At 37.1% G+C, this 17,890-nt stretch carries 17 protein-coding genes; all 17 read left to right on the forward strand.

The window, feature by feature from the left end:
- Positions 1 to 17: 17 nt before the first annotated feature.
- The 17 genes from prdR to F8153_RS13400 all read left to right on the forward strand — a co-directional run bounded on the left by prdR (position 18) and on the right by F8153_RS13400 (position 17,876).
- Positions 18 to 1,787 (forward strand): sigma-54 dependent transcriptional regulator PrdR, encoded by a 1,770-nt coding sequence (gene prdR, locus F8153_RS13320; protein WP_151866849.1) that lies wholly within the window; start codon positions 18 to 20, stop codon positions 1,785 to 1,787.
- 628 nt (positions 1,788 to 2,415) lie between these two features.
- Positions 2,416 to 3,909, forward strand: a complete 1,494-nt coding sequence (locus F8153_RS13325; RefSeq protein WP_151866850.1) for a sodium-dependent transporter — start codon at positions 2,416 to 2,418, stop codon at positions 3,907 to 3,909.
- A 13-nt stretch (positions 3,910 to 3,922) separates the two neighbouring features.
- A complete protein-coding gene (locus tag F8153_RS13330; RefSeq protein WP_151866851.1) occupies positions 3,923 to 4,027 on the forward strand; it encodes a MetS family NSS transporter small subunit in 105 nt (34 codons plus the stop codon).
- Between the two features lie 65 nt (positions 4,028 to 4,092).
- Positions 4,093 to 4,398 carry a (2Fe-2S)-binding protein gene (locus F8153_RS13335; protein WP_151866852.1) on the forward strand — a complete coding sequence of 102 codons (306 nt, stop codon included), beginning with the start codon at positions 4,093 to 4,095 and terminating at the stop codon, positions 4,396 to 4,398.
- On the forward strand, positions 4,395 to 5,501 hold the full coding sequence (locus F8153_RS13340; RefSeq protein ID WP_151866853.1) for an NAD(P)/FAD-dependent oxidoreductase: 1,107 nt from the start codon (positions 4,395 to 4,397) through the stop codon (positions 5,499 to 5,501). Before F8153_RS13335 ends, F8153_RS13340 begins: the two co-directional genes overlap by 4 nt.
- 19 nt (positions 5,502 to 5,520) lie before the next feature.
- Positions 5,521 to 6,009 carry a 4Fe-4S binding protein gene (locus F8153_RS13345; protein ID WP_151866854.1) on the forward strand — a complete coding sequence of 163 codons (489 nt, stop codon included), beginning with the start codon at positions 5,521 to 5,523 and terminating at the stop codon, positions 6,007 to 6,009.
- A 2-nt stretch (positions 6,010 to 6,011) separates the two neighbouring features.
- Complete coding sequence (locus tag F8153_RS13350) at positions 6,012 to 6,305, forward strand: (2Fe-2S)-binding protein (protein WP_151866855.1); 294 nt, start codon at positions 6,012 to 6,014, stop codon at positions 6,303 to 6,305.
- Positions 6,298 to 7,446 carry an NAD(P)/FAD-dependent oxidoreductase gene (locus F8153_RS13355; protein WP_151866856.1) on the forward strand — a complete coding sequence of 383 codons (1,149 nt, stop codon included), beginning with the start codon at positions 6,298 to 6,300 and terminating at the stop codon, positions 7,444 to 7,446. The genes F8153_RS13350 and F8153_RS13355 overlap by 8 nt, the downstream gene beginning before the upstream one ends.
- A 214-nt stretch (positions 7,447 to 7,660) precedes the next feature.
- Positions 7,661 to 8,065, forward strand: a complete 405-nt coding sequence (locus tag F8153_RS13360) for a 4Fe-4S binding protein (RefSeq protein ID WP_151866857.1) — start codon at positions 7,661 to 7,663, stop codon at positions 8,063 to 8,065.
- Positions 8,066 to 8,167: 102 nt separating this feature from the next.
- Positions 8,168 to 10,327: an aldehyde ferredoxin oxidoreductase family protein gene (locus F8153_RS13365; RefSeq protein ID WP_151866858.1), complete on the forward strand. Its 2,160-nt coding sequence runs from the start codon at positions 8,168 to 8,170 to the stop codon at positions 10,325 to 10,327.
- Positions 10,328 to 10,394: 67 nt separating this feature from the next.
- On the forward strand, positions 10,395 to 10,592 hold the full coding sequence (gene thiS, locus F8153_RS13370; RefSeq protein ID WP_151866859.1) for a sulfur carrier protein ThiS: 198 nt from the start codon (positions 10,395 to 10,397) through the stop codon (positions 10,590 to 10,592).
- Positions 10,593 to 10,652: 60 nt separating this feature from the next.
- On the forward strand, positions 10,653 to 11,369 hold the full coding sequence (locus F8153_RS13375; protein ID WP_151866860.1) for a GNAT family N-acetyltransferase: 717 nt from the start codon (positions 10,653 to 10,655) through the stop codon (positions 11,367 to 11,369).
- 81 nt (positions 11,370 to 11,450) lie between these two features.
- On the forward strand, positions 11,451 to 13,133 hold the full coding sequence (locus F8153_RS13380; RefSeq protein WP_151866861.1) for a glutamine--tRNA ligase/YqeY domain fusion protein: 1,683 nt from the start codon (positions 11,451 to 11,453) through the stop codon (positions 13,131 to 13,133).
- A gap of 223 nt (positions 13,134 to 13,356) precedes the next feature.
- A complete protein-coding gene (locus F8153_RS13385) occupies positions 13,357 to 14,067 on the forward strand; it encodes a FadR/GntR family transcriptional regulator (RefSeq protein ID WP_151866862.1) in 711 nt (236 codons plus the stop codon).
- Between the two features lie 404 nt (positions 14,068 to 14,471).
- Entirely contained in the window at positions 14,472 to 15,257 is a 786-nt protein-coding gene (locus F8153_RS13390) for an electron transfer flavoprotein subunit beta/FixA family protein (protein ID WP_151866863.1), read from the forward strand.
- A 29-nt stretch (positions 15,258 to 15,286) separates the two neighbouring features.
- On the forward strand, positions 15,287 to 16,468 hold the full coding sequence (locus F8153_RS13395; protein ID WP_151866864.1) for an electron transfer flavoprotein subunit alpha: 1,182 nt from the start codon (positions 15,287 to 15,289) through the stop codon (positions 16,466 to 16,468).
- 10 nt (positions 16,469 to 16,478) lie between these two features.
- Positions 16,479 to 17,876 carry an FAD-binding oxidoreductase gene (locus tag F8153_RS13400; RefSeq protein ID WP_151866865.1) on the forward strand — a complete coding sequence of 466 codons (1,398 nt, stop codon included), beginning with the start codon at positions 16,479 to 16,481 and terminating at the stop codon, positions 17,874 to 17,876.
- Positions 17,877 to 17,890 lie beyond the last annotated feature (14 nt).

Consider the following 17,890-nt stretch of genomic DNA (forward strand, 5'->3'; position numbering starts at 1 on the left):
AAAAAAGGGGCGAGGTTATGTTAGAAAATCAACTTAAGCATTATAGTGTTAATGAAATCCTATCAACTCATTTTATAAAGCTAAGTAAAACTACAAGCCTCAACATAGCTATTGACAAAATGCTACTGAAAAATTTACCTGAAGTTTTGATTATGGATGATGATCGGCCTGATATCATAATAGGTATTATCACCCTAACAGACATTTCAAATATAAAAAAAATGGGGCAACCCACTGATTTACCAATAGAGGATTTTATGTCCAGGAATATTATAACTGTAGCTTCTGATATGTTGATAACCGATGCGCGGCGAATACTTATTGATAACAAAATAGGAAGATTACCCGTTTATGAAGGGGGTAAGCTTCAGGGAATTATTCGAATAGATAACCTTTTGGATCATTATTACCTTAAGCTTGAAAGTATTAACCGCCAATACAAGGATGTAATTAATCATATGCATGAGGCTGTTACAGTAACTGACCCTGCAGGTCATGTTCTTTTATGGAATAAAAAAGCTGAATTAATCTATAACATAAGAGAAGAGGATATTATTTATAAAAAGCTTGAGGACTTCTTTCCCAATGCTTTAACCTTATCCGTCCTTGAAAGTAGAATTCCCATAGAGAATATTTACCATGCTCCTAAACCAAATTACTATGTAATCATAAGTGCTTTGCCTGTGTTCATCGACGGTGAATTTGTAGGTGTGGTTGCTACTGAAAAGGATATAACTGAGAACAGAAATCTATCTTTGAAGCTTGAAAATGCCAACTTCGAAATAGATTTACTAAAGGAAGAGGTAGAAAAGTTTACAAAGGAGAGCTTCTCTTTAGGAAAAATATTAGGTAAAAGCCCAGTAATAAAAAACAAGGTGCAACTAGCCAAGCATGTTTCCAAAACCAATACCAGTGTATTAATTGTTGGAGAAAGTGGTACTGGTAAGGAGGTCTTCGCCAGGGCTATTCATCAGAATAGTCAAAGGAAGGGATTGTTTATACCAGTGAATTGTAGTGCTATACCCGAAACCCTTTTTGAAAGCGAATTCTTTGGTTATATCGGTGGAGCCTTTACAGGGGCATTGAAAAACGGTAAGATGGGTTATTTTGAAGTTGCCAATAATGGCACCTTATTTTTAGATGAAATAGGTGATTTACCCCTGAATATGCAGGCAAAGCTTTTAAGGGTTTTACAGGAGGGAAAGGTCCACAGAATTGGAGCAGATAAACAGATAGAGGTGGATGTAAGAATTATATCTGCCACAAATAAAGACCTTAAAGAAATGGTAAAAGAAGGTAAATTTAGAGAAGATTTATTTTACAGATTAAATGTAGTGGAAATTCAACTACCCCCCCTAAGGAAACGTAAGGAAGATATTATCCTATTCTTCAATCACTTCCTAGAGGATATTTGTAGGAAAAACAACACCTTTATATCCTATGTAGAAAAGGATGTATTCAACATCTTGATTAATTATCATTGGAAGGGCAATATCCGTGAGTTAAAAAATACAGTAGAATATATGGTTGTAACTAGCCACAATCAACGATTAACTAAGGATCATATTCCCCATTATATTCTTGAAAGTACTAACGAATCTAAGGATACAACCTTAGAAGCTAATTTAGGGGACAACTTAAGGGTTTTGGAAATCAATATGATCAAGAAGGCTTTAAAAGAGTCTGGGGGTAATAAGGCAAAGGCGGCTAAGGTTTTAAATATCCCTAGAACTACATTATACTATAAGCTTCATCAATATAAAGAGGAATTAGATGTCGAAATTTAGACACTTGTCTAAAATTAGACAATGCTATATTTATTGGGAAACTGTTGTAATATAAAAAAAATTCAGTAGGATTATTACTAGAAAACTGAGCAGGTGTCTAAAAATAGACACCTTTTTTCATTTTATTGAAAATCCTTGAAATAGTTTAAAGGCAAAAGCTGTTGATATCCTAACCTTAATTAGTGATTCCTTCTTATCAAATTCCAAATTGGCATTAATATTGCAATAGAAGTACCTGACTCATTTGAATAACCTACCTAAAAAAATAGGAAGATAATGTTAATTAATAACTAATGAAAAATAAGTTGCATATTTATTCAAGATGTAATAAAATATTACTTAATACAATTTTATTGAAGCATTGGGAGTTGATTATTGCAATATTACCAAATATATTTCGCTATACGGCATATTTCGAGATTAATCTGCAAGATTACATATATAAAATTGCAATTAATTTCTATGAAGTAAAGCAACAAAGTATATTCTTCTTATTGGTGAGTGGCTATATTAAAGGGCTGTAGCCCTTAAGTAGGTTAACCCTTTTGCTACTAATGCTTTAGTAGAGAAGTATTAGATGAAATAATCTAAGATTATTTCATTATTATAATCAAAAGGAGGAATCAATATGAGTAAAAACAATGAACAATGGGGGAGTAGATGGGGCTTTATACTGGCTGCAATCGGTATGGCCATCGGAACAGGAAACATCTGGAGATTCCCTCGTGTGGCCGCTGCAAATGGCGGTGGTCCCTTTATTATTGCCTGGACAATCGCAATGTTTGTTTGGGCTATTCCATTACTCATGGGTGAGATGGTAATGGGTAAAAAGACAAGGCTTGGTACAATTGGGGCCTTCCGTGACTTCGTGGGTAAGAAGTATACATGGATGGGAACCTGGATTGCTGCCGTCTGTCTAGGAATTATGTTTTATTACTCCGTAGTTATGGGTTGGTGTGTTAAATACTTTACCTTGGCTTTAACAGGTACCTTTAACGCCGAAACCAACACCGAAGCTACAACGGCAATTTGGAACACCTTTACTACAACTCCTTGGCAAACCATACTATTCCATTTAATATCTATGGCAATAGCAGGCTTTATTATTTATAAGGGAGTAACAGCAGGTATAGAAAAGGCTTGTAAGATCATGATACCAGCCCTATTTACCTTATTAGTAGTAGCAGTTATCCGTGCTTTAACCCTACCAGGAGCTCTACAAGGTCTTGAATATTTATTTAGTCCAAAGCTTGAAATGCTTAAAGATCCTACAATCTGGCTTCATGCCTTTACACAGTCGGCATGGTCCACCGGAGCTGGATGGGGTTTCATCATCACCTACGCTGTATATGCCAGCTATAAGGAGGACATTGCTGGAAACTGTATGATTATGGGCTTTGGAGATCATATAGGAGCTTTAATAGCAGGTATGACAGTTCTACCAGCAATCTTTGCTTTATCTCCAACACCGGAATTTGCAAGTGAAGCCTTAGCTTCAGGTAACACAGGAATCACTTTTATTTATTTGGCACAGCTCTTTGGAAAAATGCCTCTAGGGAATGTTTTAGCAGCAGTTTTCTTCTTAGCTATGGCTATTGCAGCCTTATCTTCTCTACTACCAATGATTGAGGTAGGGGTTAGAAACTTTATGGATGCAGGAATGTCTAGGGAAAAAGCAACAAAGTTTGTTGTGGTTACCGGTTTTATACTGGGTATACCTTCAGCCTATAGCTTGAATTTTTTAGATAATCAGGATTGGGTTTGGGGTGTAGGCCTTCTTGTAAGTGGTTTATTTGTGGCCTTTGCCTTGATTAAGTTCGGATTAGAGAATGCAAGAACCAAATGGATCAATACAGAATGGGCGGATTTTAAAACAGGCAAATGGTGGAACGTCTGTATTATGTTATTCCCACTTTTCTTCGTGGCAGTAACTGGATGGTGGTTCTTACAAGCCCTTGAATGGTATCCTGGCAACTGGTGGCATCCATTTGAAACCTTCAGTCCGGGAACAATCATTTTCCAATTTGCAATTCTTTTAATAGGAGCATTATTAACCAATAACTGGCTTGCATCTAAAATAGGAGTAGGCGCAACTGAGCTGTATCCAATAGATAATAAATAAAGGGGGCTTTAATATGTCAGGTTCATCAATTGTAATGATGGTAATTGTACTTGGTTTCTATTTTGGAGGCTTCTTTGTACTAGTGAATAAAGCCTTCAACAATAAAAATACTCAATAATTAATGGTTAAATGGATTCTCTCCTAATTAGGGGAGAATCCAACTATAACATTGGAGGTGTGTAAATGAGAATTGAGGAGCATCCTATTTTAAACTTTAAAAGAGGTAAAAAAATTCGCTTCTTTTTTAATGATCAAGAAGTAGAAGGCTTCGAAGGAGAAACCATAGCAGCTGCCTTACATGCAGCAGGAGTTAAATCCCTCAGTCATAGTATAGAAAACCATAGACCTAGGGGATTATTTTGTGCAATCGGAAACTGTTCATCCTGTCTTATGGAAGTAAATGAAGAACCAAATGTGAGGATTTGTGTAGAAGAATTAAAGGATGGTATGAAGGTGAAAACTCAAAAAGGAAAGGGTGATATTCTATGAAGCCCGTTGAAATTTTAGTTGTAGGGGGAGGACCAGCAGGTCTATGTGCAGCTATTCAGGCTGCAGAAATGGGAAGCAAAGTACTGGTTGTAGATAGGAATAGAGCCCTTGGGGGGCAGCTTATAAAGCAAACCCATATGTTTTTTGGTTCAGAGAAGCAATATGCTTCCACAAGAGGCTTTGACATTGCCCAGATACTACTGGATAAAATAGATCAAATGGAAAATATTGAGGTTATGACCAATACAACGGTATTAGGACTTTTTGAAGATGGGGTTGCCACTCTAGAAAAGGATGGCAAGTATATAAAGGTTAAGCCAAAGGCAATTGTTGTAGGAACTGGTGCCAGCGAAAAAACCTTGGCCTTTCCTAATAATGATTTGCCTGGTATATATGGTGCAGGGGCAGTTCAAACCCTAATGAATGAGTATGGAATAAAACCAGGTAACAAAGTACTTATGATAGGGGCAGGAAATATTGGTCTAATAGTTAGCTATCAGCTAATGCAGGCAGGGGTACAGGTTGAAGCAATCGTAGAAGCCTCACCCACTATTGGTGGCTACTTAGTTCATGCCTCAAAAATTAGAAGAATGGGAGTACCAATTTACACGAAGTATTCTATAAAGGAAGCTATAGGAACTGAAGCAGTAGAAAAGGCTGTGATTTGGCAGCTAGATGATAAATGGCAGGGTATATCAGGAACAGAAAAGGAGCTAGAGGTCGATATTATTTGTATTTCTGTTGGTCTTTCACCATTGTCAGAGCTGTTATGGCAGGCTGGATGTGAAATGAAATATCTTCCTGAGTTAAGTGGATATGTTCCAGCAAGGGACGAAAATCTTCAGACCTCTGTAAAGGGAATTTTTGTAGCCGGAGATGTTTCTGGTGTTGAAGAGGCCAGTAGTGCTATGGTGGAGGGATATCTAGCAGGTATGTCTGCAGCTGCTTATTTAGGATATAGTCTTTATAATACGAAGGAGCTTAGAGAAGATTTATTACAGCAACTAAATTCCTTAAGACATGGCCCTGTGGGTGAAAGAATTAATAAGGGCATTGCCAGTATATTAATTCAAAGTGAAGCTGCTGCATCCACTGAGGCGTAAGATGAAAGGGGGCTATTAAATGTTAGAATCCACAGGTATTCCAACCCAACAGGACATTGATGGGGTTTTTCCATCTGAGGAACGAATGGCTAAAGGTCCTGTTGTAATTGTAGAGTGCTATCAAAATATACCATGTAATCCTTGCTATACAGCATGTAACACTGGCGCTATTAAGGAATTTGTTGATATCAATGATCTGCCCAATGTTGACCATAGTCTATGTAACGGATGTAGTCTATGTGTAAGCAACTGTCCTGGTCTTGCCATAATGGTTATAGATATCACCTTTTCAGAGGAAGAGGCCTTAATTAAACTACCCTATGAGTTTCTACCCCTCCCAACTGTTAACCAGGTGGTTAAAGGCTTAGATCGAGGAGGCCAACCAGTATGTGATGCTAGGGTTGTGAAGGTTATTAATAGTAAGGCCTTAGACAAAACGCCAATTGTTTCAATAGCGGTAGAAAAGCAATACGCTAAAGCTGTACGAAATATAAGAATGGGGGAATAGGTATGAAGGATAATACAATCATTTGCCGATGCTCCGATTTGACCCAGGGAGATATTAGGGAGCTTATTGCCAAAGGCTATAGAACCTTTGACGAGTTAAAGCGAATCAGTAGAATTGGAATGGGTCCATGTCAAGGTAGAACCTGTATGCAATTGGTTTTAAGAGAGCTTTCAATAGCAACAGGCAAGCCAATTTCAGAGCTGGCTCCTGGAACCTTTAGACCTCCAGTAAAGTCAATAAAATTAGGTGAAATACTTGAAGCCATAGAAGAAGGTGGTGAAGAAGCCCATGGTTAAAACAGCTGATGTAGTTATTATAGGTGGTGGAATCTCAGGTGTGGCCATAGCCTATAATCTTGCTAAAAAAGGGATTAAGGATGTTGTAGTTATAGAAAAAAATTATTTGGCAAGTGGTGCTACTGGTAGATGTGGTGCAGGTATTAGGCAGCAGTGGGGTACTGAGATGAACTGTAGAATGTCTAAATACTCCTGTGAAGCCTTTGAAACTTTAAAGGAAGATTTGGACTATGATGGAGATATTGAGTTTAAACAAGGTGGCTATTTAATAATCTCAAGTACAGAAAAGGAGCATGAGCAGTTTAAAAAGAATATTGCTCTACAGAATAGCTTAGGGATACAATCAAAGCTATTGACCCTCGATGAGGCAAAGGAAGTAGTCCCTTTCCTTAATACCGATGGCTTAATTAGTGCTACCTTCCATCAAAAGGATGGTCATTTAAATCCCTTCCATACTACTCAAGCCTATGCAGAAGCAGCCAAAAGATTAGGTGCCCAAATTCATACCTTCACGGAGGTAACTGATATCATTGTTGAGAATGGTAAGATTAAGGGAGTTAAAACCAATAGGGGAGATATCGCCACCAACGTGGTAGTAAATGCTGCTGGGGGATATTCACAATTAATCGGCAATATGGTAGGCTTAGAGCTACCTGTATTCTCAGAGAGACATCAAATACTGGTAACAGAGGCTGTTGAGCCAATTCTAGATCCAATGGTGATGTCCTTCTCATTAAACCTTTATTGTCAGCAGGTACCCCACGGTGGCTTTATCATGGGTAGAGGTGATGAAGGAGAACCAAGGGATTTAAGAATAACCTCTGGCTGGCATTTTGTTGAAGAAATGACAAAAACCATAACGAGGGTTCTTCCGCCATTAAAGAATGTTCGATTTTTAAGGCAGTGGGCTGGGCTATATAACATAACTCCAGATAGGCAACCTATATACGGACCGGTTGATGAGGTAGAGGGCTTTTATTTAGCCATTGGCTTTAGTGGACATGGCTTTATGTTGGCTCCAGCAACTGGTATCGTCATTGCTGAATCTATTATAGGAGAGAAAACTACCCTTCCAATCGATATGCTTCACATTAACAGGTTTAAAGAAGGAAATCTTATTTTTGAACCTTCCGTAGTATAATGAATATATGGAGTTCTTAGCATATACTATGATACATTGAATATTTTATTGGAAGTTTATGGTAAGTAAGTGGAAGAAAGTGAAAATATTAACGATTTTTCTATAGTTTTTATACTTTAATGAATGTATTTAACTTATGGTCTTCTTATTTACATGGTTTGTAAAAAGATATATCATAGTATATAGGTATTTTAAAGTAAAGGTGGTTATGAAGATGAAGGTGTTAATGAAAAATGATGAGGTCTGTATTGGGTGCGGCCTTTGTGAAGAGGTCTGTTCTAAGGCATACTTTAAGGAGAATCATTCGTCTAAGTCAGCCATTCAAGTTGCAAAGGGAGAGACAAATGAAATTAATGTCTGTAATCAATGTGGTGTTTGCATTGATATTTGCCCTGTATTGGCAATAACAAGAGATAAGAATGGCGTTGTGAGAATTAACAAAAAGGAATGTGTAGGCTGCTTCATGTGTGTTGGCTTTTGCCCACAACTATCAATGAGACAGCATGACGACTATATCGAACCCTTTAAGTGTATTGCCTGTGGCCTCTGTGGAAAGGATTGTCCAACGAATGCAATATGGATTGAAGATGTAGATAAAGAACCGATGGAGAAACTATAGATTTTAAGTAATAAGTAATAAGTAATAAGTTTAAGCCTAAACCTTAAAACCTATTATCTATTACCTATAACCTATTACTTGATTTTAGAAAGGGGCTGTAAAATGTTTGATGTAAAGTCTATAAAGGCAGAACATAAGCTTTTGGCTGAATATACATATGAGCCAGCAAAGCTTAATAGAGGATACACCGATAAGACCTTATACGTAAATATTGGTGAAAACCAAATTAAAGAAAAGAATGTTTCTAAAGAAATGAAGGAAAAGTTTATTGGAGGTAAGGGCTATGGTCTCCGTTACCTATGGGACGCAACAAAACCCGATACTAAATGGAATGACCCAGAAAATGAAATTGTCATAGCTGGTGGCCCATTATGTGGTATTACTCAATATCCTGGTGCTGGTAAATCCCTAGTAGTTACCATATCGCCAATGACTGATTTAGTAATAGACAGTAATGTTGGTGGGTATTTTGGACCCTTCTTGAAATTTTCTGGCTTCGATGCCATGGAGATTCAAGGAAAGGCCGAAAAGGATATCATCATCTATATTAACGGAAATGATGGGAAAATAACCATTGAAGAAGCCCCACTGGAAGCTATCGATGGACATGTTATTTCTGAACAGCTTACAGAAATGTATGCAGACAATGAGGAAGATAAAAAGAATATATCTGTTATTTCTGCTGGAACTGCTGCAAACCATGCAAATATTGGACTATTGAATTTCTCCTTTTATGACTTGAGAAGGGGTGTCACAAGACTAAAGCAAGCAGGTAGAGGTGGAATTGGTAGAGTATTTAGAGATAAGAAAATCAAAGCTGTAGTCATTAAATTTAAAGGAACAAAGGGTAACCTAAATAATCCTGCTGATCAGAGTCTTATCAACAAAGCAGGGATAAAGCTTCATAAGCAAATTCATGATTACGATGATGTACAATGTAGAATGAGACAAATTGGTACAGCCAATATTATTGAAGTAATGGACCAATATGATTTATTACCTGTCCATAACTATCAATATGGAAATCATCCTGATACTTATAAAATAGCTTCAAATGTATTTGTTGAAAAATTCATAACCCAAGGAATGCCTGATGGATGTTGGTTTGGATGCTCTTTATCCTGTGCTAAGGCTGCTGATAAATTTGAAATTCAAACGGGTCCATACAAAGGACATCTTGTAACGGTTGATGGTCCAGAGTATGAAAACGCCGCAGGCTTAGGGGCCAACTGTGGAATCTTTGACCCACGATTAATTCTTGAGGCCAACTTCTACTGTGATACCTACGGAGTAGATACCATATCCTTTGGTACAATTTGTGCCTTTGCAATGGAATGCTATGAAAGAGGGATTATAGATAAAGAGGCTACTGGAGGCTTAGACCTTAGATTTGGAAATGGATTAGCTCAATTAGAGTTATTGCACCAAATGTCCAGAGGTGAAGGCTTTGGAGCTAAAATCGGCCTAGGTGTTAAAAAGCTTAAGGAGATTTTTGTTAAGGAGCATGGTGCCGATGCCGACTTCTTAAATGAAATCGGAATGGAACAAAAGGGCCTTGAGGTATCTGAGTACCTTCCGAAGGAATCTTTAGCTCAACAGGGAGGTTACGGTTTAACCAATAAAGGTCCACAGCATGACGAAGCATGGTTAATCTTTATGGATATGGTAAATAACCAAATTCCAACCTTTGAGGATAAAGCGGAAGCCCTACATTATTTCCCTATGTTTAGAACCTGGTTTGGTTTAATGGGATTATGTAAGCTTCCTTGGAATGATACTTCCCCACCAGATAATCACTTAACAGATGAACCAGCAAAAATGCCTGAACACGTTCAACATTATGTAAATCTCTACAATGGTGTAACCGGCAGCAGTATCGATAAAAATGAGTTAATCCTTCAGTCTGAAAGGGTATATAATTTCCAAAGAGTATTCAATATTCGTAGAGGTAAGGGTCTAAGGAAACAAGATGCAATGCCTTATAGAGCAATGGGACCTGTTACCATTGAAGAGTATGAATCAAGACAAGAAAGATACGATCAGCAGTTGGTGGAGCTTTTAGGTTATAACCCTGAAGGTAAAACTACAAAAGAAAAAATCAAAGTAATGAAGGAATATCGACTAGACCAATATGAGAAGCTTACCGACGCAGTTTATAAGAGAAGGGGCTGGACACCCAATGGAGTGCCAACCAAAGAACATTTAAAATCCATCGGAATGGATTTACCAGAGTTATTTGAAGTGGTAGATAAGCATATGTAAACCAGAGTTCTAGGTGGGTGGCGGATTTAACCGCTGCCTTACCTACTATTGTTTGGGGAGGTTTGTTATGATTAAGGTGAATACAAAGGATTTTGAATGGGAAGAAGGCTTAACTGTTCAAAGGCTTTTAGATAAAAAAAAGTATACCTTTACTAAAATAATTGTAAAAATAAATGGTAATATTATCAATAAGGAAGATTATGACTCAACCATTATCAATGATGGGGATGATGTTAAAGTAATCCATCTTTTGGCTGGTGGATGATTATTAAGGTAGAGCAACCGATGCTCTACCTTTAAGTATATATCAAAGGAGGGTAGATTAATGAATGAGGTTCTAATAAGAATATTGGATTATTTAAAGGAAGATCCTATAAGAAACTGTAACATCATCTATTTCGCAGAAAACTATCCTATAAGCTTTTATGAAAGAATGGGAAACTCTGTAATAGTTAAGGGGATCAGTGACAGACCTTGGGTTTATATAAGCTGTGGAGATGAGAAGGAGCTACATCAATTAAAAGAGTTCATCAAGGATGAGGATAAGAATTTTGCTATCATAGAAAATTGGATGATCCCCATTCTGACAGAAGGAAAGGAAACAAAATGGCGATTAAGCTGTGGGAAGCTTTATCTACCTGAGGAAATTAAAATCCCTGACAGAGATTATAGGACAGAACCACTAATAGAAAGTGATGCAGAGGTAATTTATTATAATTCAGATTATAAAGAGTTTCTAAGCATAGAATATATTAAAGATCGTATCAAGCATGGTATTGGCTCCTGCATAAAAATAAATGGTAATCCCGTTGCTTGGGGAATTACCCAAGATGATGGAGCAATTGGATTCCTTCATGTAATGCCCCAGCATCGTGGTAAGGGCTACGCCAAAATCGTTACGATAGATATCATTCATAAACTTCGAGATAGGGGCTTGTTACCCTTTGTACATATTGAGGAATCCAATAGTAAATCTATGCCATTAGCCCAGACCTTAGGCTTCAAATTTGATAGGGATATAAATTGGTTTGAGGTGTTATAATTATCTCATACCAACATTTTGACAAGGATAGTATTTTGTGCTAATATCAAATGATAATACCACTGGTAAGGAGGAATATTTATGGCAGTTGAATTTGATAATAAGAAGGAAGTAACTGGTACCTCCAACTTTATTCATCGAATAATTGATAAGGATTTGGAGGAAGGGGTTTATGGCAATAGAGTGCATACCAGATTTCCACCAGAACCAAATGGCTATCTACATATTGGTAGTGCCTATGCCATCAACATTAACTACAGCATTGCAGAAAAATATAATGGGAAGTTTAATCTAAGGTTTGATGATACCAATCCTAAAAAGGAAGACACTGAATACGTTGACTCAATTATAGAAGATGTTAAGTGGCTGGGCTGTGATTGGGAGGATCGGCTATTTTACGCCTCAGATTACTTTGAAGATCTCTACCAATGCGCAATTAAGGTAATTAAGAAGGGAAAGGCCTTTGTTTGTGATCTCTCCTTCGAAGAGCTAAGGGAGTATAGAGGAACCCTAACGGAGGCCGGCAAAAACAGCCCCTATAGAGATCGTTCCATTGAAGAGAATTTAGATCTCTTTGAGAGAATGAAAAATGGAGAATTTCCTGAAGGCTCAAAAACCCTTAGGGCAAAGATTGATATGTCTTCTCCCAATACCAATATGAGGGATCCTGTACTATATAGAATCACCTATGCCCATCATTTTAGAGCAGGAGATCAGTGGTGTATCTATCCAATGTACGATTACGCCCATCCGATCTCAGATGCTTTAGAAAACATTACCCATTCCCTATGCTCGATGGAGTTTAAAAACCATAGACCCCTCTATGATTGGTTTTTACAAGAATTAGATTTTAAAACCCCTCCAAAGCAAAGGGAGTTTGGACGAATGAATCTAATGGGGGTTGTTACAAGTAAAAGATATCTTAGAGAGATGGTTGAAGGAAATTATGTAGATGGCTGGGATGACCCAAGACTATCTACCCTTAAGGGCTTAAGAAGAAGGGGCTATACCCCTGAGGCCATCAGGACCTTCTTAGGAGAAATAGGAGTATCAAAGGACAATAGTACCGTTGACTTAGCGATGTTGGAGCATTTTATAAGGGAGGACTTAAAGCTAAAGGTAGAAAGAAGAATGGCCGTCTTAAATCCTTTAAAGGTTGTCATAACCAATTATCCAGAGGGTCAGGTTGAATGGTTGGATGCTGAAAATAACCCAGAAAATCCAGATATGGGTTCTAGACAAATTCCTTTTTCACGAGAGATTTATATCGAAAGGGAAGACTTTATGGAGAACCCTCCAAAGAAGTATTTCCGTCTTTTCCCTGGTAACGAGGTAAGATTAAGACATGCATACTTTATAAAGTGTGAAGAGGTTATTAAGGATGAAGAAACCGGAGAAGTGATGGAGCTTAGATGCACCTATGACCCAGAAACCAAAAGTGGTACAGGATTTACAGGTAGAAAGGTTAAGGGTACCCTTCACTGGGTGTCAGTACCCCATGCAGTAGAAGCAGAGGTTAGATTGTTTGACAGGCTATTATTAGATAGTGAAGGTACTGCTGGTAAGGATTGGAGGGAAATTCTCAATCCAAACTCTTTAGAGATTTTATTAAAATCTTATCTGGAACCATCTTTTGCTGATTGTATAAAGGAAGATAAATTTCAATTTTTAAGACATGGTTATTTCTGTGTGGATTCTAAATACTCCACTGCAGAAAAGTTAGTTTTCAACAGAATTGTTTCATTAAAGGAGTCCTTTAAATAAGTGTAGAAAGGTAGAGATTTTATCTCTCCCTTTTTCTGTTTTTTTTGTAGAATTACTAAATTTTATCAAGAAAAAACGATGCTAAAATGGAGTTAATTTGATATAATTAATGTAGCTTTTGATTTAAAACCTATTACTTCATTGAAGGGTAATATTCGTAAAAATACTGTAATTAACGATACTAAAATTTATGGTTTTCTAATCATAGGGTAGGAGTGAAGGCATGTTTAGTCCAATAAAAAGCACTAAAGTATATGAATTGGTTATAGAACAAATTCAAAACATGATCGCAAATGGAGATTTAAAAAAGGGAGACAAACTGCCATCGGAAAGACAATTGGCAGAACAGCTTATGGTCAGCAGAACATCCGTTAGGGAAGCTTTAAGGGCTCTTCAAATAATCGGTTTAATTGAAGTAAGACAGGGAGATGGCAACTTTATAATGGAGAGCTTTGACCACTGTTTATTTCAGCCCCTTTCAGTGATGTTTATGCTTCATGAAAGTAGGCCTGAGGAGATTGTGGACTTAAGAAGAATTATTGAGATGGAGACTGCTTCCTTGGCAGCAAGAAGAGGAACCGATGAAGAGATAAGAGAGATGGGCTTATTAATAGAAAAGCTAAAAGCCTATAATGATCTACAGGATGAGAAAAATAGTGTTAAGGTAGATAAAGAGTTTCATTACATGATAGCCCAGGCTTCTAAGAATTTTCTTTTACTAAATATCTTGAATGTTATATCATCCTTAATGGATAATTTTATAGAAAATGCCCGTGGGATGATCCTCACCAATCAAAAGAATAAAATTCTACTAGTAGATCAGCATGAAAATATCTACAAGGCAATAGCCAACAGAGATCCAAAGGCAGCTTCTGAGGCCATGAGGGTACATATTGAACTGATTATTCAAGAATACTTATATAAGCTTAAATAATGAATCAAAATTTTATAACCCCATTAATTTATGAAGGATGAGTCCTACTAAAATAGTAGATTCATCTTTTATTCTAATTGAGTTATGTTAATCTATTAACTAATTCATATAAATATCCTTCAATGGAGCCAGCGGAAGATTGATCATTCTGGATAGTCCTATAATAGTATATAGCAAAAATCTAGATAATAGATGGTAATATAAAAAAATGTAGAATAATGTTTGTGAAAATAAAAATTAATATTGTAATATTTAAAAGATTATGATAATTTAATAGTAGAGTGGTAAGACCATATTACCATAATAAATTCTTCTAGAGGAAAAGGTTTTCAAGTTATTGAATAAACCTTTTCATTATAGCTATATTGGTAATACCATAGTACCATATTACAAGGAGGGAATTTATGGAAATTGTCGTATGTATTAAACAAGTACCTGGAACTACAGAGGTAAAGGTGGATGATAGAGGGAATCTTATCAGAGATGGAATAGACTCTAAAATGAATCCATATGATTTGTATGCTGTTGAAAGTGCCCTAAAGATTAAAGAGGACAAGGGTTGGAAGGTTAGTGTGATTACAATGGGTCCTCCTCAATCGGAGGCAGTTATTAGAGAAGCCTTCATGATGGGGGTGGATGATGGTTATCTATTGACGGATAGAAAATTCGCTGGTGCTGATGTATTGGCAACTTCCTACACACTATCACAGGGTGTTAAGAAAACTGGTAACCCACAATTAATTATTTGTGGAAAACAAACAACAGACGGTGATACAGCTCAGGTTGGTCCTGAAATGGCTGAATATCTTGGAATTCCCCATGTGGCCAATGTCAAGAAGATCCATGAAGTAAAAGAAAATTCTATAATAGTGGATCTAGACATGGCAACAACATTAGAAACAGTAGAAATTCAATATCCATGTCTTATAACAGTAGAAAAGGGTATCTTTCAGCCTAGGCTACCTTCCTATAAAAAGAAAAAGGAAACTATTAAAAAGCAAATATTTACCTATAGTTTAAAGGATTTAACCGATACGGATGAAGTAAATTATGGAGCCAGTGGTTCACCAACCCAGGTGGAAAGAATATTTCCGCCAGATGTAAACAATGATAAAGAAGTTTGGACTGGTGCTGGAGATGATCTGGGAAAAAGGCTATTTAAGAAGTTAGTCGAATTGAAATTCATGTAACAAACATCAAATGAAATAGGAGGGATTTTATGGCGGGTATAGTTGTTAATCAACAAAAGATTACTGACATTGATGGTGCAATTGGTTTATGTCCATTTAATGCTATTGAGTATAAAGATCACCAGGTTCAAACAAACGCTGCCTGTAAAATGTGTATGATTTGTGTTAAAAAGGGACCGGATGGTGCATTTACATATATAGAAGAGGCAAAAAAGGAAATTAATAAGGATCTGTGGAAGGGCATTGCCGTTTATGTAGATCATTTAGATGGTGACATCAATCCTGTTACCCATGAGTTAATAGGTAAGGCTAGAGAGCTGGCTGGAAAAATTAATCATCCTGTATATGCTGTGTTCATTGGTAGCAATATTCAAGAAAAGGCAGAAGAGCTTTTACATTATGGAGTGGATGAAATTTTTGTATATGATGAGCCAGGATTAAAGGAATTTAAAATCGAACCCTACACTGTTGCCTTTGAGGATTTTATTAACAGAGTAAGTCCTTCAACGGTTTTGGTGGGAGCTACTACCCTAGGTAGATCTTTGGCTCCTAGAGTTGCAGCAAGATTTAAAACCGGCTTAACGGCTGATTGTACAATTCTAGATATGAAAGAAAATACTGATTTAGTCCAAATTAGACCTGCCTTTGGTGGAAATATTATGGCCCAAATTATTACACCAAACCATCGGCCACAATTCGCAACCGTTAGGTATAAGATATTTAATGCTCCAGAAAAGAGTGAGGTTGTAAAAGGAAAGATCACATCCTGTAGTCTTCCTAATGAAAAGCTAGAATCTAAAATTAATATTCTTCAAATTAATCAAAAGGAAGCTGAAGAAAGCATCTCTGATGCTGAAGTAATTGTTGTGGCTGGTAGGGGTATTAAAAAAGAAAAGGATCTAGATTTGGTCTATAAGCTAGCTGATGCCCTTGGCGGACAGGTGGCTTGTACTAGGCCTCTTATAGAGGCTGGCTGGGGAGACCCTCGAAAGCAGATAGGATTAAGTGGAAGAACAGTACGACCTAAGCTAATAATTACCTGTGGAGTTTCTGGATCTGTTCAGTTCAAGGCGGGTATGAGTAATTCTGAAGTAATTATAGCCATCGATGAAGATCCTAAGGCAGCAATATTTGATGTAGCCCATTATGGAATCGTTGGAGATATTTATCAAGTTATTCCAACTTTATTAGAAGAAATTAAATCAGTATAGGGGTGAAATGATGAACTTTAAAAAAATAGATGAGAAGGATATCCAAGCTCTTAAAGCTATTGTTGGTGAAGATAAAATTTATGTAGGTGAAGACATAAATGAGGACTTTAGTCATGATGAACTGGCCAGTGTAAAGAGGATGCCAGAGGTATTAGTTGAAGCTAAAACAACTGAAGAAGTATCGCAAATTATGAAGTATGCATACGATAATAACATCCCTGTTACCCCTAGAGGTCAGGGTACTGGCCTAGTGGGAGGCTCTGTAGCCCTCCATGGTGGGATCATGCTTAATATGAGTAAAATGAACAAAATTTTAGAAATTGACGAAGAGAATTTAACCCTTACTGTTGAGCCAGGTGTATTACTTATGGAGATTAATAAATATGTAGAAACCTTTGATCTTTTCTATCCACCAGATCCAGGAGAAAAGAGTGCTACCATTGCAGGGAATATAAATACCAATGCAGGTGGCATGAGGGCTGTAAAGTACGGGGTTACAAGGGAGTATGTTAGAGGTTTAGAGGTAGTTCTACCAAACGGAGAGGTTATCGAAGTTGGCGGAAAAATTGTTAAGAATAGCTCTGGTTATAGTCTTAAGGACATCATCGTAGGTTCAGAGGGAACCTTAGGTATTGTAACAAAAGCTATTCTAAGATTATTACCTTTACCTAAGAAGACCATTAGTTTATTGGTACCTTTTAATAGTCTAGAAGAGGCCATTGAGACAGTACCAAAGGTTATTAAATCGAAATCTGCTCCAACTGCAGTTGAATACATGGTTAGGGATACCATTTTATCTGCTGAAGAATTTTTAGGTAAGCCCTTTCCAGACAAATCCTCAGATGCGTATCTTCTATTATCCTTTGATGGAAATTCAAAGGAAGAGATTGAAAAGAACTATGAAAAGGTTGCAGAACTCTGCATTGAGTCTGGTGCTTTAGATGTTTATATATCTGAAACTCAAGAGCGTCACGAGGCAATTTGGTCAGCAAGAGGTGCCTTCCTAGAGGCTATTAAGGCATCAACTACTGAAATGGACGAATGCGACGTTGTTGTACCAAGAAATAAAATAGCTGAATTTGTTAAGTATTCAAATGACCTTCAGAAGGAATTTAATGTAAGGATTAAGTCCTTTGGCCATGCTGGTGATGGAAACCTTCATATATACGTATTAAGGGATGATTTATCACAGGAAGCATGGGATAAGAAGCTTTCTGAAGTATTTGACTGTATGTATAAAAGAGCAAGGGAATTAAATGGTCAAGTTTCAGGTGAGCATGGTATAGGCATTGCAAAAATGGAATACTTAAGACAATCCTTTTCGGAGCCACAATTGGCTATTATGAGGGGAATAAAGGCAGCCTTTGATCCAACGGGAGTGTTAAATCCGGGTAAGGTAATCCTATAAAATTCTAAAACTGG

It is taken from the genome of Alkaliphilus serpentinus (assembly GCF_009017255.1).
Lineage (GTDB): Bacteria > Bacillota > Clostridia > Peptostreptococcales > Natronincolaceae > Alkaliphilus_D > Alkaliphilus_D serpentinus.

What these genes read in the sequence shown, in the direction of transcription:
- prdR (WP_151866849.1), top strand. Translation starts at nt 18, where the DNA reads ATGTTAGAAAATCAACTTAAGCATTATAGTGTTAATGAAATCCTATCA.
- F8153_RS13325 (WP_151866850.1), top strand. Translation starts at nt 2,416, where the DNA reads ATGAGTAAAAACAATGAACAATGGGGGAGTAGATGGGGCTTTATACTG.
- F8153_RS13330 (WP_151866851.1), top strand. Translation starts at nt 3,923, where the DNA reads ATGTCAGGTTCATCAATTGTAATGATGGTAATTGTACTTGGTTTCTAT.
- F8153_RS13335 (WP_151866852.1), top strand. Translation starts at nt 4,093, where the DNA reads ATGAGAATTGAGGAGCATCCTATTTTAAACTTTAAAAGAGGTAAAAAA.
- F8153_RS13340 (WP_151866853.1), top strand. Translation starts at nt 4,395, where the DNA reads ATGAAGCCCGTTGAAATTTTAGTTGTAGGGGGAGGACCAGCAGGTCTA.
- F8153_RS13345 (WP_151866854.1), top strand. Translation starts at nt 5,521, where the DNA reads ATGTTAGAATCCACAGGTATTCCAACCCAACAGGACATTGATGGGGTT.
- F8153_RS13350 (WP_151866855.1), top strand. Translation starts at nt 6,012, where the DNA reads ATGAAGGATAATACAATCATTTGCCGATGCTCCGATTTGACCCAGGGA.
- F8153_RS13355 (WP_151866856.1), top strand. Translation starts at nt 6,298, where the DNA reads ATGGTTAAAACAGCTGATGTAGTTATTATAGGTGGTGGAATCTCAGGT.
- F8153_RS13360 (WP_151866857.1), top strand. Translation starts at nt 7,661, where the DNA reads ATGAAGGTGTTAATGAAAAATGATGAGGTCTGTATTGGGTGCGGCCTT.
- F8153_RS13365 (WP_151866858.1), top strand. Translation starts at nt 8,168, where the DNA reads ATGTTTGATGTAAAGTCTATAAAGGCAGAACATAAGCTTTTGGCTGAA.
- thiS (WP_151866859.1), top strand. Translation starts at nt 10,395, where the DNA reads ATGATTAAGGTGAATACAAAGGATTTTGAATGGGAAGAAGGCTTAACT.
- F8153_RS13375 (WP_151866860.1), top strand. Translation starts at nt 10,653, where the DNA reads ATGAATGAGGTTCTAATAAGAATATTGGATTATTTAAAGGAAGATCCT.
- F8153_RS13380 (WP_151866861.1), top strand. Translation starts at nt 11,451, where the DNA reads ATGGCAGTTGAATTTGATAATAAGAAGGAAGTAACTGGTACCTCCAAC.
- F8153_RS13385 (WP_151866862.1), top strand. Translation starts at nt 13,357, where the DNA reads ATGTTTAGTCCAATAAAAAGCACTAAAGTATATGAATTGGTTATAGAA.
- F8153_RS13390 (WP_151866863.1), top strand. Translation starts at nt 14,472, where the DNA reads ATGGAAATTGTCGTATGTATTAAACAAGTACCTGGAACTACAGAGGTA.
- F8153_RS13395 (WP_151866864.1), top strand. Translation starts at nt 15,287, where the DNA reads ATGGCGGGTATAGTTGTTAATCAACAAAAGATTACTGACATTGATGGT.
- F8153_RS13400 (WP_151866865.1), top strand. Translation starts at nt 16,479, where the DNA reads ATGAACTTTAAAAAAATAGATGAGAAGGATATCCAAGCTCTTAAAGCT.